Source organism: Sphingomonas sp. Leaf339 (assembly GCF_001426195.1).
Taxonomy (GTDB): Bacteria; Pseudomonadota; Alphaproteobacteria; order Sphingomonadales; family Sphingomonadaceae; genus Sphingomonas.
In genome coordinates this window covers 178,690-193,572 of record NZ_LMRS01000001.1, presented here as the reverse complement: position 1 = coordinate 193,572, position 14,883 = coordinate 178,690, and the positions used below count along the sequence as shown (strand labels likewise).

Annotated in this window: 15 protein-coding genes; 7 read left to right on the top strand and 8 right to left on the bottom strand. The window is 65.3% G+C overall.

Features of this window, described 5'->3' with window-relative positions:
* Nucleotides 1–15: 15 nt before the first annotated feature.
* From ASG67_RS00925 to ASG67_RS00915, 3 genes are all read right to left on the bottom strand, one after another.
* Nucleotides 16–1,695, bottom strand: a complete 1,680-nt coding sequence (locus tag ASG67_RS00925) for a sensor domain-containing diguanylate cyclase (RefSeq protein WP_056524023.1) — start codon at nt 1,693–1,695, stop codon at nt 16–18.
* 90 nt (nt 1,696–1,785) lie between these two features.
* Complete coding sequence (gene clpA, locus ASG67_RS00920; protein ID WP_056524021.1) at nt 1,786–4,104, bottom strand: ATP-dependent Clp protease ATP-binding subunit ClpA; 2,319 nt, start codon at nt 4,102–4,104, stop codon at nt 1,786–1,788.
* A 110-nt stretch (nt 4,105–4,214) separates the two neighbouring features.
* The gene (locus ASG67_RS00915) at nt 4,215–4,409 is read right to left on the bottom strand and encodes a DUF1192 domain-containing protein (RefSeq protein WP_056524018.1); all 195 of its coding nucleotides are present in this window, start codon (nt 4,407–4,409) and stop codon (nt 4,215–4,217) included.
* A gap of 69 nt (nt 4,410–4,478) precedes the next feature.
* On the opposite strand from ASG67_RS00915, the gene ASG67_RS00910 reads away from it, so the two are divergent.
* On the top strand, nt 4,479–5,480 hold the full coding sequence (locus tag ASG67_RS00910; protein ID WP_200940683.1) for an NAD(P)H-quinone oxidoreductase: 1,002 nt from the start codon (nt 4,479–4,481) through the stop codon (nt 5,478–5,480).
* A gap of 20 nt (nt 5,481–5,500) precedes the next feature.
* Here the strand turns inward: ASG67_RS00910 and ASG67_RS00905 are convergent, their stop codons facing one another.
* A complete protein-coding gene (locus tag ASG67_RS00905) occupies nt 5,501–5,758 on the bottom strand; it encodes a hypothetical protein (protein WP_056526161.1) in 258 nt (85 codons plus the stop codon).
* A gap of 248 nt (nt 5,759–6,006) precedes the next feature.
* On the opposite strand from ASG67_RS00905, the gene ASG67_RS00900 reads away from it, so the two are divergent.
* From ASG67_RS00900 to ASG67_RS00880, 5 genes are all read left to right on the top strand, one after another.
* A complete protein-coding gene (locus ASG67_RS00900) occupies nt 6,007–6,693 on the top strand; it encodes a DUF1013 domain-containing protein (RefSeq protein ID WP_056524015.1) in 687 nt (228 codons plus the stop codon).
* An 82-nt stretch (nt 6,694–6,775) separates the two neighbouring features.
* Nucleotides 6,776–7,645 carry a dienelactone hydrolase family protein gene (locus tag ASG67_RS00895; protein ID WP_056524012.1) on the top strand — a complete coding sequence of 290 codons (870 nt, stop codon included), beginning with the start codon at nt 6,776–6,778 and terminating at the stop codon, nt 7,643–7,645.
* A 3-nt stretch (nt 7,646–7,648) separates the two neighbouring features.
* The gene (locus ASG67_RS00890; RefSeq protein WP_056524007.1) at nt 7,649–8,266 is read left to right on the top strand and encodes a glutathione S-transferase family protein; all 618 of its coding nucleotides are present in this window, start codon (nt 7,649–7,651) and stop codon (nt 8,264–8,266) included.
* 211 nt (nt 8,267–8,477) lie between these two features.
* Nucleotides 8,478–8,747, top strand: coding sequence for a hypothetical protein (locus ASG67_RS00885; RefSeq protein WP_056524004.1), 270 nt, complete (start codon nt 8,478–8,480; stop codon nt 8,745–8,747).
* A gap of 178 nt (nt 8,748–8,925) precedes the next feature.
* Nucleotides 8,926–10,008: a biotin carboxylase gene (locus ASG67_RS00880; RefSeq protein WP_056524001.1), complete on the top strand. Its 1,083-nt coding sequence runs from the start codon at nt 8,926–8,928 to the stop codon at nt 10,006–10,008.
* A gap of 136 nt (nt 10,009–10,144) precedes the next feature.
* On the opposite strand, the gene ASG67_RS19310 is transcribed toward ASG67_RS00880, so the two are convergent.
* The 4 genes from ASG67_RS19310 to ASG67_RS00865 all read right to left on the bottom strand — a co-directional run bounded on the left by ASG67_RS19310 (nt 10,145) and on the right by ASG67_RS00865 (nt 13,419).
* Nucleotides 10,145–10,795: a PEPxxWA-CTERM sorting domain-containing protein gene (locus tag ASG67_RS19310; RefSeq protein WP_235534983.1), complete on the bottom strand. Its 651-nt coding sequence runs from the start codon at nt 10,793–10,795 to the stop codon at nt 10,145–10,147.
* A 244-nt stretch (nt 10,796–11,039) separates the two neighbouring features.
* Nucleotides 11,040–11,252 carry a DUF1289 domain-containing protein gene (locus ASG67_RS00875; protein ID WP_235534982.1) on the bottom strand — a complete coding sequence of 71 codons (213 nt, stop codon included), beginning with the start codon at nt 11,250–11,252 and terminating at the stop codon, nt 11,040–11,042.
* Entirely contained in the window at nt 11,249–12,754 is a 1,506-nt protein-coding gene (locus ASG67_RS00870) for a DEAD/DEAH box helicase (RefSeq protein ID WP_056523998.1), read from the bottom strand. The genes ASG67_RS00875 and ASG67_RS00870 overlap by 4 nt, the downstream gene beginning before the upstream one ends.
* Before the next feature lie 110 nt (nt 12,755–12,864).
* Nucleotides 12,865–13,419 (bottom strand): hypothetical protein, encoded by a 555-nt coding sequence (locus ASG67_RS00865; RefSeq protein WP_235534981.1) that lies wholly within the window; start codon nt 13,417–13,419, stop codon nt 12,865–12,867.
* On the opposite strand from ASG67_RS00865, the gene ASG67_RS00860 reads away from it, so the two are divergent.
* Nucleotides 13,406–14,872 carry an FAD-binding oxidoreductase gene (locus ASG67_RS00860; RefSeq protein WP_056523995.1) on the top strand — a complete coding sequence of 489 codons (1,467 nt, stop codon included), beginning with the start codon at nt 13,406–13,408 and terminating at the stop codon, nt 14,870–14,872. The genes ASG67_RS00865 and ASG67_RS00860 overlap by 14 nt on opposite strands.
* Nucleotides 14,873–14,883 lie beyond the last annotated feature (11 nt).

Genomic DNA, 14,883 nt, shown 5'->3' with positions numbered 1-14,883 from the left:
GTCAATCCGGGCCGCTCATACCGCAACCGGAGAGGCACTTGCATCGCGCGCCCGGTCGCGGCCCGCCGCCTTTGCCGCGTACAATGCCCGATCGGCGTCGCGGTACAGCGCCTTCCAATCCGCCTCGCGCAATAATGGTCCGGTGCAGGTGCCGATACTGCACGTCACCGTCAGGTCGAACGGCATGCGCGCATGGCGCAACGCGTGCAGGATCGCGGGTCCATCGATCCCCGTCCCGGCATCGCCGACGACCGCAAATTCCTCACCGCCGATCCGCGCGACCAATCCCCCCGCCGGCACTACCGCCGACAGCGCCCGCGCGAACGATCGCAGCACTTCGTCACCGCCATCGTGCCCAATGGTTTCATTGATGTGCTTGAAATGGTCCAGGTCAGCAATCAACAGCGTCTGCGCACCCGATCGTCCGATCGCCTGCCGCAGGAAAGCACGGCGGTTGAACAGCCCGGTCAGCGGATCGACATCCGCCAGTTCGCGCGCCACCACTTCCTGCTCGCGCGCCTGATCGCGTTCCCGGCTCAACAATCTGATGCGATAGGCGATGCCCAGGCTCGACAGCATCGCCTCCAGCGCCATCGCCAGGATCGTCGAATGTTCGGTCCAGATGTGCCAGCGGACCAGGCCAAACGATGCCGCCACGCGGACGCAGCCCATGACGATCGGCACGCCCCAGGCGATCGCGAACAGCCACAGATAGTTGCTCCGCCGCCGCCATGCCTGCACCAAGATTGCCGGCACAACGATCGCTAGCAACAGGAAACTGACGGTAACCGCATCATCCAGCGCGTTGAGATGCCAAGGTGCTAGCAGCGCGAACGCCAGCGTCGAGCCGACGAGCATCACCATCACCAGATCGGTGGCCCGCGCCAGCCAGCCTGCAAACACTCGTCGTTCGAAGAAAAACCGCGCGAACAACAGGACGGAGGCGCCGGACAGACCCAGAAACAGCCCGGCCAGACGTAATCTCGTGTAATTATCGATGTCCGGCCACCATAGCCCGACGGCGCCCGATGACATCGCCGAATAGCAGATGAGCAACAGAAGCATCAGGCAATAGGCGGGCTGGAACGCCTGGCGCAACGCCGCCCACAGCGCGAGATTATAGACGATCAGTGCCACTGCCATGCCCGCGAAACTGGCATAGAAGATTGCGAACAACAGCTCGGTTCGATCACCCTCCACCCGGTCGACCAAGGTGGGCTCCACCAAAACGCCGCGCATGTTTCCAGCGTCGCGTATATGCCATAGCAGGCGGATGGGCGCGGTCGACCGTTCCACCAGCGGCATCCGAATCAGGCCGCCCAGCCGCATGAATCGTCCGGTCGTTCGATTGGTAAAACTGGACCGCTCGATCGCTCCGTCGGCGTATAGGGTATAAAGCGTAGTCCGTTCCCGCCACATGCCGGCGAAACGGACGGAGAACGGCGGATGAGATGCCGTCAGGTCAGGCAAAGGCTGGGACAACAGCCAGAAATCGCCCCGGCCGAACCGTTTCTGCGGCGTAACGCAATCGAACCGGCGGGGATCAGCGAACAGCGCCTGCGGCGTCATGCCCGACGTGGCGTGGATCATGCACACGGATAGCGACGTGCTGGCGGTGGCGGGGCCGGCAGTTACGGCACAGGCGAGCAGCGCTAGCCACCCCCAGAATATCAGCCGCGTTATCCGTCCCATCATGGGTTCCCGTTGTACCAACGGTCACCTTGATGGAAGGTCAACGCGGCAGAATTAAGGGCGGAGACCATCATGGCCTCCGCCCCTGGCGTGCTATTTCGCCTCGACCGCCTCAGCCTTGCCGCCCTTCTTGCGCGGCTTCTTCGGCGCGGCGGGCTCTATGGCGAAAGACAATTGCCCGTCCTTCATCCGCACCGTCACTTCGCCACCATGGACCAGTTTGCCGAACAGCAGTTCCTCGGCGAGCGGCTGCTTGATCTTCTCCTGTATCAGGCGACCCATGGGGCGGGCGCCGTACAGTTTGTCATAGCCCTTTTCAGTGAGCCATGCCTTGGCCGCGTCATCCAGATTGATGTGCACGTTGCGATCCGCCAGCTGAAGCTCCAGTTGGAGGATGAACTTGTCCACCACCCGCGCGACGACATCGGTCGGCAGATAACCGAACGGCACCACAGCATCCAGCCGGTTGCGGAACTCCGGCGTGAACATCTTCTGCACCGCCTGTTCGTCCTCGCCCTCGCGGGTCAGATTGCCGAAGCCGAGCGTCTCGCGTGCCATGTCGGCGGCGCCGGCATTGGTCGTCATGATGAGGATCGTGTTACGGAAATCCACCGACTTGCCGTGCTGATCGGTCAGACGACCGTTATCCATCACCTGCAACAGGATGTTGAACAGGTCCGGATGCGCCTTCTCGATTTCGTCGAGCAGCAACACACAATGCGGGTTCTGGTCGACCGCGTCGGTCAACAGACCGCCCTGATCAAACCCGACATAGCCCGGCGGTGCACCGATCAGCCGGCTGACCGAATGCCGCTCCATATATTCGGACATGTCGAATCGTTGGAGGGGAATGCCCAGGATCGTCGCGAGCTGCTTGGCCACCTCGGTCTTGCCGACGCCGGTGGGGCCGGTGAACAGATAGTTGCCGATCGGCTTTTCGGGGTCGCGCAGGCCCGCCCGGCTCAGCTTGATCGCCGAGGACAGTTTCTCGATCGCCGAATTCTGGCCGAACACGACCCGCTTCAGATCGGTTTCCAGCGACTCCAGCGCCTTCTTGTCATCGGTCGATACGCTCTTCGGCGGGATCCGGGCCATCGTCGCGATGACCTGTTCGATCTCGCGCGAAGTGATGGTCTTCTTCCGCTTGGCGGCCGGCACCAGCATCTGCATCGCACCGACCTCGTCGATCACGTCGATCGCCTTGTCCGGCAGCTTGCGGTCGTTGATATAACGCGCCGACAGTTCAACGGCCGACTTGATCGCATCGGGCGTATACTTGACCTTGTGATGATCCTCGAACGCTGAACGCAGGCCGGCGAGAATCTTGATCGTGTCCTCGATCGTCGGCTCGTTCACGTCTATCTTTTGGAACCGGCGCAACAGCGCGCGGTCCTTTTCGAAGTGGTTGCGGAATTCCTTGTAGGTCGTCGAGCCGATGCAGCGGATTGACCCGCCAGACAGCGCCGGCTTCAGCAGATTGGATGCATCCATCGCCCCGCCACTGGTCGCACCCGCACCGATCACCGTGTGGATCTCGTCGATGAACAGCACCGCGTGCGGCAGCTTTTCAAGCTCGTTGACGACCGCCTTCAGCCGCTCCTCGAAATCGCCGCGATAGCGGGTGCCGGCCAGCAACGCGCCCATGTCGAGCGAGTAGATCACCGCCTCCAGCAGCACGTCGGGCACGTCGCCCTCGACGATCTTGCGCGCCAGCCCCTCCGCGATCGCCGTCTTGCCGACGCCGGGATCGCCCACGTACAACGGATTGTTCTTCGACCGGCGGCACAGGATCTGGATCGTGCGATCGACCTCCGGCCCGCGCCCGATCAGCGGATCGACCTTGCCGATCTTCGCCTTCTCGTTGAGATCGACGGTGAATTGCTTGAGCGCGCTTTCCGTCTTGCCCTTCTCCTGTCCCTTGGCCGGCTTTTCCTCCTCCGCGCCCTTCGGCGACGGAGTCTCGGCGGTGGCACCACCCTTGCCGACACCGTGGCTGATAAAGCTGACGGCATCGAGCCGGCTCATATCCTGCTGTTGCAGGAAATAGACGGCATAGCTCTCGCGCTCGCTAAACAGGGCCACAAGCACGTTGGCGCCCGTCACCTCGTCACGGCCCGACGATTGCACGTGCAGGATTGCACGCTGCACCACGCGCTGGAAGCCGCTGGTCGGCGACGGATCGGTGGCGGCATCGACCTTCAGCGCATCGAGCTCGGTGTCGAGATAATGCGCGACTGTGGTCTTCAGTTCGCCGAGATCGACATGGCACGCGGTCATCACCTTGGACGCGTGCTCGTCATCGATCAGCGCGAGCAGCAGATGTTCCAACGTCGCATATTCGTGCCGGCGGGACGAAGCCGCCTCGAGCGCCTTGTGCAGTGTCGTCTCGAGCGCGGGAGCGAAAGAGGGCATTTACGATACTCCAGTCGGACCCGATGCCGGGTCCTTTCGATCTATGTCGGGACGCCCCGCCCCGTCATCAAGCACCCCCGCCCGGATCGGCCGTTCGGGAGCATCGTGGATCACTGGCGAAACAGCGCATCGGCGTGGGCGCGGTGATCGACGGCGCGCTGTCGGTGGCGCCGGCTGCGAGCGATCTCGCCCTCCAGCATGGCGATCCGCGTATCCAGTTCGGTGACGGACAGCGGATCGAGGTCCTGCCTGACTAATTGGGTCAGCGGATCGCTCGGCATCGACGGGGTATCGTCCAGCTCCATGATACAGAACGTTGACCGGCGGCGGGGCGATGTCAATAACGGCGGCGACACGCGTGATGAGGCTGACCGATGGATGCGATCCCCCCGACCATGAAGGCGATCGACCCGGCCGAGCCCGGCGGGCCGGAGGTATTGCGGATCGTCGACCGCCCCGTGCCGCATCCCGGCGAGGGTGAGGTGCTGGTTCGCGTCGCCGCGATCGGCGTCAACCGGCCAGAGGTGATGCAGCGCGAGGGCAAATACCCCCCGCCCCCCGGCGCGTCCTCGATCCTGGGCATGGAGTTCTCCGGCACGATCGTGGCGGTCGGCGAAGGCGTGATGCCCGAGGTGATCGGCCAGCCGGTATGTGCGCTGGTATCGGGCGGTGCCTATGCCGAATATGCCGTCGCTCCCTATGGTCAGTGCCTGCCGGTGCCGGAAAGCCTGTCGATGGTGGAGGCGGCGGCGATGCCGGAGACGCTGTTCACCGTGTGGACCAACCTGTTCGAACGGGCCTATGCGGTCGAGGGTGATACCGTGCTGGTCCATGGCGGCACGTCGGGCATCGGCACGATGGCGATCGGGCTGGGCAAGCTGTTCGGCCTGACGATGATCGTCACCGCGGGCAGCGACCACAAGTGCGAGGCCGCCCGGCGGCTCGGCGCGGATCACGCCATCAACTATCGTAGTGAGGATTTCGTCGAGCGGGTGCGCGCGGTCACCGATGGGCGCGGCGTGCAGGTGGTGCTCGACATGGTCGGCGGCGATTACGTGCCGCGCAATATCCAGTGTCTGGCCGACGACGGCCGCCACGTCTCGATCGCGGTGCAGCGCGGTGCGTCGGCGACGATCCCGTTGTTCGAGATCATGAAGCGACGCCTGACCCTGACCGGATCGACGCTCAGGGCACGCAGCGTCGCGTTCAAGTCGCTCGTCGCCGACGAGATCACGCGCAGCGTCTGGCCGGCGGTCGAGGCGGGTCGCCTGAAACCGGCGATCGACCGCACCTTCCCCTTCGCCGATGTCGCGGACGCGCATCGGCGGATGGAGGCGGGTGATCATGTCGGCAAGATCGTGCTGACCCTGCCCTGACGATCACCCGCCGATACGCATCAGTTGCTGTCGGAGTTGTCGTCGCCACCGGTGGTCGCGACGAGGACGATCGCGGCCAGACCGGCGAGGATGCCGAAGTTGATCAGCGTCGCGGTGCCGCCGGCCGCGATCTTGCTGCCACGTGCGGTCGGCGTGGCGGCGCGTGCCTTGGCCACCGACAGCGATGCCGCCGGGCTGGCGGGTGCGGCGATCGCCGGCGTCGCGGCGAGGGTGAAGGCAGCGGCGGTCGCGACCAGGCCCTTGAAGATGTTCGTCATGATGATCCCCTTTTGCTTGTCATGCACGCGCCACGCTTCGTGCCCGCCGCGCGCATGTCAACGCCCGACCTGAGGGACGAAGGTTGCAGAACCGTGACGGCGATGGCTTTGTCGGCGGGGCGTGGCTCTGGTGTCACATTTCTCGTTTCGCCCGACTCCTTGCCCCGGGAGACCATTCGCACTAAGTCGGGACCATACGAGGCCGCTCCGGGAAGGGGCGGCCCTTTCTGTTTTTACGGAGTTCCCCCGTGGCCCAGCCGCTCATGCCCCACGCGACCGCTTCCTGGCTGGTCGACAACACCTCGCTCTCGTTCGAGCAGATCGCGGAATTCTGCGGCCTTCATATCCTTGAAGTGCAGGCGATCGCCGACGATACCGCCGCGACCAAGCTGACCGGCCGCGATCCCGTACGCGCGCATGAGGTGACGCAGGACGAGATCGACAAGGGTCAGGCCGATCCCGAGTACAAGCTGAAGATGACCAAGGGGCCGGAGCAGGTCCGCCGCACCAAGGGCCCGCGTTACACGCCGGTGTCCAAGCGTCAGGACAAGCCCGACGGCATCGCGTGGATCATCCGCAACCATCCGGAGATTTCGGACGGCGCGATCGGCAACCTGATTGGTACCACCCGTACGACGATCGCCGCGATCCGCGACCGCAGCCATTGGAACATCGCTAACATCACGCCCAAGGACCCGGTCACACTGGGCCTGACCACGCAACGCGAACTGGATGCCGCCGTCGGCAAGGCATCAAAGGCAACCGGCGACGAGCCGCAGCCGACCGATACCCGTCTGGAAGGCGATCGTGAGGCGCTGATCGCGCAGTTGCAGGCGGAACGCGTGAACGCATCGCGCGACACGGATTCGACGCTGCACGGCGGCGACGCCGCGTCGCAGGCGCGCGCGCTGTTCGACGACCCGTTCAAGCGCTGATCCGCTAAGCGCCTTCGGGCGTGGTTGCGTCCTTTCGCGTTGGGCTTAAGCTGTCGCCCAACGAACGAGAGGAACGCGACCGATGTGCGACGAACTGACCGCGCAGGACAATAACCGAAGCGGCACGACCAGACGCGAATTCGGGATCGGCATGAGCATCGCCAGTCTCGCGATGCTGCTGCCCAGCCCCGCCGATGCGCTGACCGTCACCGGGCGCGACGTGACGATCTCCACCGCCGATGGCACCGCCGACACCTATTATATCGCTCCCGCCAGCGGCCGTCATCCGGCGGTGCTGATGTGGCCCGACATCATGGGTCTGCGTCCCGCTTTCCAGCAGATGGCTCGCCGGCTGGCCGAATCGGGTTATGCGGTGCTGGTCGTCAACCAGTTCTACCGATCGACCAAGGCACCCTTCGTAAAGCCGGGCGAGTCGTTCGACCAGCCGGCGGTGCACGAGCGGATCATGCCGTGGCGCGCGCCGTTGACGCCCGCCGCCACCAACAGCGACGCCGCCGCCTTCGTCGCGTGGCTCGACAAGCAGCCGCAAGTCGATACGCGGCGCGGAATGGCGGTGACGGGATATTGCATGGGCGGCCCGATGATGATGCGCACCGCTGCCGCGCATCCGGCCCGTGTCCGGGCGGGCGCCTCGTTCCACGGCGCGGGGCTGGTCGGCGATGCGGCGGATGCGCCGAACAAGCTGATCCCCCGGATGAAGGGCGGTTATCTGATCGCGATCGCCGCCAATGACGACCAGCGCGCGCCGGGCGACAAGGACGTGCTGCGCGCGGCCTTCGCCGCCGCCAAGCTCCCCGCGGAGATCGAGGTGTATGAAGGCGCGATGCACGGGTGGTGCCCGCCCGACAGCAAGGCGTACAATCAGCCGCAGGCCGAACGCGCCTGGACCCGTCAGCTCGCTTTGTTCACCCGGCAACTCGGAAAGGCATGATCGATGGCGCTGACCTTTTACACCAACCCGCAGTCGCGCGGACGGATCGCCCGGTGGATGCTGGAGGAGGTCGGCGCGCCCTATGAGACGGTCGTACTGGACTATCAGGGCAGCATGAAGGGCGACGACTATCGTGCGATCAACCCGATGATGAAAGTGCCGGCCATCGTCCATGACGGCCAGGTCGTGACCGAGGGCGCGGCGATCTGCGCCTATCTGGCCGAGGCCTTTCCCGAGGCGGGGCTGGCCCCGACGCCGGCCGAGCGGGCGGACTATTACCGCTGGCTGTTCTTCGCGGCGGGGCCGCTGGAGGCCGCGGTCACCGACCGGTCGATGAAGGTCGAGCCCAACGCCGAGCAGCAGCGGATGGCCGGATATGGCAATTTCGACCTGACGGCGGCGGTACTGGAGCAGGCGGTCGGCCGCCATCCCTATATCACCGGCGACCGCTTCACGGCGGCGGACGTGTATGTCGGGTCCGGCGTGTCGTGGTACACGCAGTTCGGGCTGATCCAGAAGACGCCGGTGATGGCCGACTATCTGGATCGCATCCTGTCGCGCCCGGCGTACAAGCAGGCCGGCGAACTGGATGACGCGGCGGCGGCCGGGCTGGAAAGTTAGGCTAAGGTTAGGCCAAAAACGACACAAACGGACGGTGAGGCATCGGCGCGATAGGCACCGGTGCGCGTACCGATCATCTACCACCACGGGGCGTTGTAGGACAGCGATTCGGGGGGTGGCTGATCGAGAATGTGGTCTTTGGGAACAAACGGCATCGCCGGTGATTGAACCCGCTTGACCCTCGGGTCATCCACCACAGGGGTTATCCACGATGAAGAAGATGTTCGTTCTCGGTATGGCAGCAGGCCTCGTCTCACTGTCCGCGTGCAACTCCACCCCCCGCGAGCAGGCCGCCGATAACATCGAGTCGAACACCGAAGCCGTCGCCGATAACCTGGAAGAAATGGCCGACAACGCGACGACCGAGGCCGGTGAAGATCGCCTTGAAAACAAGGCCGACGCCGTACGCGCGACCGGCCAGAACCAGGCCGAGGACATGCGGACCAACGATGCGGATACGAACCTCGCCAACGGTATGTAACTGCCGACGTAAGAGTTCAGGAATAGGTCGAGCTGCTCCCAAGCGTGGCTTGAACCGGAAGGGCGTCCGAGATTCTCGGGCGCCCTTTTCGCGTTTCAGTGATCGCCGTCCGGCCAATCGCAAACGCTGGTATCCCGCTGTCATCTGCGACAATAGGTCGATAAACAGGAGAACGATCTTGCCGTCAGCGCCCGTCGCCATCCTTTATCAGGCGCTGCCGCCGCCGGTGATCGATGGCCTTCGCAAGGATGCCAAGCCGGGCGGTTATTCAGATGGCGGCGCCGATATCGCGTTTGCCCTGCGGTGGGCGGGCCTGCCGGTGGTGACGCCGAGGGTCGCACCCGATCCGGCGGTGGCGCTCGATTGGGTGTTTCCGGATACCGCCGACGGCATTCATACGGCGCGGACAGCCGGGGCGACGATCCTGTGGGCCAATACCGTGTTGTTCGACGGCCATCCGCTGGAGGCGGTGCTGGGCGACGTCGCTATCGTCGGGCAACTGCCCAGTGCAATGCAGGCGTTCGACGACAAGTTCGAGACGAACCGGGCGCTGGCCGCCGCCGGCCTGCCGACCGCGCGATCCTTTCTGCTGGCCGGCCGTGCGCGTGAGGGTGTGCGGGCGCTGGCCGATATCGACCGGGCATGTGCGGACATGGCGATGGTGTTCCCGTTGATCGTCAAGCCGGTGCGGGGGCGCGGCAGTCAGGGTGTCACGCTGGTCCATGATCTGGGCACGCTACGCAGCGCCGCCGCCGCGCTGATCCAGGCGGCCACCTTTGGCGACATGCTGATGGTCGAGGAATATCTGGACGGCGAGGAGATGACGGTCACGGTGATGCCACCGTCCGCACCGCGACCGGACGGGTCACGTGGTTCGCGCCACTGGGCGCTCCGGCCAGTGATCCGCTTCGACCAGCGGGACGGCGTCGCCCCGTATAATGGCGACGTGCCGGTGTCCGCCAACAGCATAGCACTGGCGGCCGAACGCCTGCGGGAGCCGGCGGTCATTGCGATGATCGATGCCTGCGTCGCCGCCGCAGCACTGGTCGATGCGCGCACGGCGATCCGGATCGATTGCCGGGCGGATCGGCACGGCCAATTCAAGCTGTTCGACCTGAACATGAAGCCGAACATGACCGGCCCCGGCCGGCCCGGTCGGGGCGATCAGGATTGCCTGTCGGCAATCGCTGCACGTGCCGACGGGTGGGCGTATGTCGATCTGCTGAAGGCGATGCTGGCGGCGACGTGGCGGCAGGGCTGACGGGTGGGCGAGCGAAACAGAACATAAAGCATGAGGACGGAGCGGGAAGGTCGTTCCACCACACCGCCATCATGACGCGAAAAGGGCCGCTGACTTTTCGACCAACGACCCCTCGCTACGCCTCGACAGGGGCGAGTTACGCGTAACCGATAGTGGAGTGACGGCGACGATAGCGGGCGGTCGCACCGATAAGCCCGAAGCCAACCAACAGCATTGCCCAAGTGGAAGGCTCCGGCACGGCAGAGGCGATTGGTCCAATATTCACTGTCATGCTATCGGCATCAGCACCACTGCCCCAAGTGTAGATGTATGTGCCGGCGATTAAGCCGATCTGTGCGAACGTACCGTTGTAGGTCGCGCTGGACGTACCAAAATCAGTTTTTGAAGTGTAGCCATAAGGTACTAACAGTAAGCTTTCGCCGGGTTCGGTACCCGTAGCAGCTTGTATCGTTTCGTTCGTCGATCCGAGGATCATTAATCCTCTTGGCGACCGAGGAAACCATGAAGTAGACCTGCCACTACTTCCAAAACTCGATGGACCAGTTATTCCCCGATAAACATCATAGCCTCCGGCACCTACACCAACCGCGCCCAAAGACGGTTGAATTGAAGGACGATCATCGTAGGTTCCGTCCGCAAGCGTCAATGCTTCAAGATTAACCGACCCGGTTCCAGTAACAACGGTATTTCCACCAACTTCGGCTAGGTTAAACGTGTAAGCTGCGTTCGCCGTGCCTGTCATCGCGGTGCCAACGGCAAACGCCAGCGCTAATGTTTTAATCTTCATCTTGCCCCCTTCGTGTCGCGATCGGGTACCGGATCGCATAGAAGGCATGACCAGATAGATCAGATTTCAGGCTTGTCTACGACTTGGTGATCCGAACTGGATACCCCTCCCATATCGGGACGCCGATGCTCCATCGGTAAGTGCGCAGCGTTGTCCGGTGCAAGAAAGTCTACGGTGCGCCCGTTCGCCCTTGCTCGCTGCGTAACGCCGCTAGCCGAAGTCGTTACTCTCTAACCGCTGACGATTAGTTGGTGCCAGCGTCGGCTAGCGCCCTCATCCGCGCCGGCAAAGCCGCGCGGATGGCGCGGCGTTCGGCGGGGGGCTTGGCGCTCCAGTTCGAGATTTCGGCCATCGTGCGGCCGCAGCCGCGGCACCAGCCGGTCGCATCGTCCAGCGTGCAGATGTTGGTGCAGGGACTGGCGATGCTGGCCGGTTCGGCCGGCACGATCTCGATCACGCGTCGATGGGAGTGCGGTTCAGGACCACCTTGAGGAAATCGGGGATTGGGCCGTTCCAGCCGCCATCGTCCGGTTCCTCGCGATACTGACGCGCGTCATGGCGCTGTTCGTGACGCTGCTCGTTACGGGGCTCGACACGCGGCTGACGCTCTTCCGTGCGGGGCAAGCGAGCATCGCGAGGAGCATCGCGACGAGACGCACGCGCCGGGCGTTCGGCCCGAGCCTCGACCGCTGGTGCTTCCTCGACCAGTGCCGTGGCGACGGGCGCATCGACGGCGGCCGACGGGGTGCGGTCGGCGCGGGTACGGCCGCCGCGACGGGGGCGCTCGCGGGCGGGTTCCTGCTCCGACGCGGTTTCCGCCTGCGTGGAGCGGGTCGCTTCGGTCATGGCGAGACGCGGGATCTTCTGGCCGGTCAGCTTTTCGATATTCTCGACATTCTCGGCGTCGTCGGGCGCGATGAACGTATAGGCGGTGCCTGTCGCCCCGGCCCGGCCGGTGCGGCCGATGCGGTGGACGTAATCGTCCGGGTGCCAGGGCGCGTCAAAATTGAACACCGTGCTGACGCCCTTGATGTCCAGCCCGCGCGCCGCGACGTCGGACGCGACGAGGATGTTGATGTGGCCGTCCTTGAACAGGTCGAGTTCGGCGATCCGCTGCGCCTGTTCCATGTCGCCATGGATTTCACCGGATTTGAACCCGGCCTGTTTCAGGCTCTTGTTCAGTTCGCGCACCGTAGTCTTGCGGTTGCAGAAGACGATCGCGTTGGTGACCTCTTCCTGTGCCAGGATCTGGCGCAGGCGATCGCGCTTGTCGACCGACGAACCCTTTACCGGGACCAGCCACTGGGTGATGTTGATGTTGGTCGATGCGGGGCGCGCGACCTCGATCATCTTGGGATTGTCGAGGAACTTGTCGGCCAGCCGCTTGATCGGCGCGGGCATCGTTGCGGAGAACAGCAGGGTCTGGCGCTGTTTCGGCAGCTTGGTGCAGATTTCCTCGATATCGGGGATGAACCCCATGTCGAGCATCCGGTCCGCCTCGTCGATCACCAGCATCGAACAGCCGGTGAGCAGGATGTTGCCGCGCCCGAACAGGTCCATCAACCGGCCGGGCGTGGCGATCAGCACGTCGACGCCCTTTTCCAGCGCCTTGATCTGGTCGCCCATCGACACGCCGCCGATCAGCAGCGCCATCGACAGCTTGCTGTTGGCGCCATATTTCTCAAAATTCTCGGCAACCTGCGCGGCGAGTTCGCGCGTCGGCTCCAGGATCAGGCTGCGCGGCATGCGTGCGCGGCTGCGTCCATGCGCCAGAATGTCGATCATCGGCAGCACGAAGCTGGCCGTCTTGCCCGTCCCCGTCTGGGCGATGCCGATGATGTCGCGCATCATCAGCACGGGGGGGATCGCCGCCGCCTGGATCGGGGTCGGCTCGGTATAGCCAGCCTCGGTTACGGCTTGCAGGAGTTCGTCGGAGAGGCCGAGATCGGCGAATGGCATGCAGTTGTCCGGAATGAGGGTACGTGTGGCGCACCCGGTGCAGCGTGCGGGCTTGCCGAACCGGGCGCGAAAGTCAAGATAAACAGCGATTCCGGCCCATCGGGATCGCCCTAACGACGTGCCACCAGCGCCTTGAACGAATCGATTTCGCAGCGCGCGCCGGAGCGGACGCGGATCGCGTCGCGATCGGCGCAGATGCGGCCATCGCCACCGGGCCGGATGTAGAGGCCGGAATAGAAATCGACCGAGCGGCAGTCGTTATCCAGACGCGCGCGCATCCAGCTGCCATCCGCCAGCAGCAGGTCGACCGACGCCGGCGCGACGATCGCGGCGGCGGCGACATCGGCGGTGGCGAGGCATTTGGGGCCTTTGCGTTCCTGCCATCCCTTGCCCGGCTGCGGCCGGGATATCGGCGCGGAGAGGGGCATGCGCGGCACCCGGATCGTGATCCGTTCGTGGATCACGACCTGCGCCACGGCCGGGCTGACCGGCTCCGCCATCGCGACCGCGAGCGGCGCCGACAGCGCGATCAGGGAGGTGGGGATGGCGGGATGGTACATGGATCGATGATCTACCTGACCGGTCGCGGTTGAATAGGTCATTAACCCGGCGATCGTTGCCAGCGCGAGCATGGAATCGTAGCGGGCGGTGATGACGAGCCGCATCACCCCCCCGCAACAGGCCATGATCGACGAACTCGCGCCGCTGCTCGACCCGGCGGCGATCGTCACCGATCGCGATGCGATCGCACCGTGGGAGCGGGACTGGCGCCAGCGGTTTCATGGCCACGCCCCTGCCCTGCTGGCGCCGCGTTCGACCGATCAGGTGGTGGCGATCGTCCGTGCCGCCGCCCGCCACCGCGTGGCGCTGGTGGCGCAGGGCGGCAACAGCTCGATGGTGGGCGGCGCGACGCCGCCGGTCGATGGGTCGGCGCTGTTGCTGTCGCTGCGCCGGATGAACGCGATCCGGGCGCTGGATGCGGAGGCCGGGCGCGTGGTGGCGGAGGCGGGGGTGATCCTGCAGACGATGAACGATGCCGCGCTCGACGCCGGCTGGCGCTTTCCGCTGACGCTGGGCGCGCGGGGGACGGCGACGATCGGCGGGCTGGTGTCGACCAATGCCGGCGGCACGCAGGTGCTGCGCTTCGGCACGATGCGCGGACTGGTGCTGGGCGTGGAGGCGGTGATGGCCGATGGCAGCGTGCATGACGGCCTGCCGGCGCTGGCGAAGGACAATCGCGGCTATAATCTCGACCAGTTGCTGATCGGGGCGGAGGGGACGCTGGGCATCGTCACCGCCGCCACGCTGAAACTGGTGCCGGCGATCGCGGCGCGCGGGGTCGCGTGGGCCGGGGTTGCCGATCCCACTGCCGCGCTGACGCTGCTGCGCCGGTTCCAGCGGGTCGGCGATACGGTGGAGAGTTTCGAGATTCTGCCCGCCGATACGCTGGCGGCGGCGCTGGCGCATGTGCCGGACAGCCGCGCGCCGATCGCCGGCCATCATCCCTGGCACCTGCTGATCGAGGCGACCGCCGCCTCCGCCGAGCAGGAGACGCCCGCCGCGCTGCTGGAACGCGTGCTGGCCGCCGCCATCGCCGACGGGCTGGTCGCCGACGCCACGATCGCCGCCAGCGAGGCGCAGGCGACCGCGTTCTGGACCCTGCGTGATTCGCTGTCCGATGCGGAGCGGGCGCGCGGGCCGGCCGTGCAGCACGACATCGCGGTGCCAGTGTCGGCGATGCCGCGATTCATGATCGACGCGGCGGCGGCATGCGATGCGCGCTTTCCCGGTACGCATGCGTCGGGCTTCGGCCATCTCGGCGACGGCAACATCCATTTCCATGTCCGCGCGCCTGTTGGAATCGGCGCCGGCGTCGATCGCGACCGCTGGTATGCGGAGGACGCGCCCGGCATCACCCGCTTCGTCCACGATCTGGTCACCGATGCGGGCGGCACGATCTCGGCGGAGCATGGCATCGGCCAGATGAAGGCGGCGGAACTCGCCCGCCTGGCCCCGCCGGGCCGGTTGGCGGCGCTCATCGCGATCAAGGCCGCGCTCGACCCGCTGGGCATCCTGAACCCCGGCAAGCTCCTTGCCCCGAACTCCCCGGCGGCCTAGAGCCTCGCCCC

Coding starts and splice junctions, on each gene's coding strand:
- ASG67_RS00865 (WP_235534981.1), bottom strand. CDS start 13,419: ATGCGGCTCGTCATCACCGCCCGCTACGATTCCATGCTCGCGCTGGCA.
- ASG67_RS00885 (WP_056524004.1), top strand. CDS start 8,478: ATGAAGAAGATGTTCGTTCTCGGTATGGCAGCAGGCCTCGTCTCACTG.
- ASG67_RS00890 (WP_056524007.1), top strand. CDS start 7,649: ATGGCGCTGACCTTTTACACCAACCCGCAGTCGCGCGGACGGATCGCC.
- ASG67_RS00870 (WP_056523998.1), bottom strand. CDS start 12,754: ATGCCATTCGCCGATCTCGGCCTCTCCGACGAACTCCTGCAAGCCGTA.
- clpA (WP_056524021.1), bottom strand. CDS start 4,104: ATGCCCTCTTTCGCTCCCGCGCTCGAGACGACACTGCACAAGGCGCTC.
- ASG67_RS19310 (WP_235534983.1), bottom strand. CDS start 10,795: ATGAAGATTAAAACATTAGCGCTGGCGTTTGCCGTTGGCACCGCGATG.
- ASG67_RS00895 (WP_056524012.1), top strand. CDS start 6,776: ATGTGCGACGAACTGACCGCGCAGGACAATAACCGAAGCGGCACGACC.
- ASG67_RS00925 (WP_056524023.1), bottom strand. CDS start 1,695: ATGATGGGACGGATAACGCGGCTGATATTCTGGGGGTGGCTAGCGCTG.
- ASG67_RS00915 (WP_056524018.1), bottom strand. CDS start 4,409: ATGGAGCTGGACGATACCCCGTCGATGCCGAGCGATCCGCTGACCCAA.
- ASG67_RS00910 (WP_200940683.1), top strand. CDS start 4,479: ATGGATGCGATCCCCCCGACCATGAAGGCGATCGACCCGGCCGAGCCC.
- ASG67_RS00860 (WP_056523995.1), top strand. CDS start 13,406: ATGACGAGCCGCATCACCCCCCCGCAACAGGCCATGATCGACGAACTC.
- ASG67_RS00905 (WP_056526161.1), bottom strand. CDS start 5,758: ATGACGAACATCTTCAAGGGCCTGGTCGCGACCGCCGCTGCCTTCACC.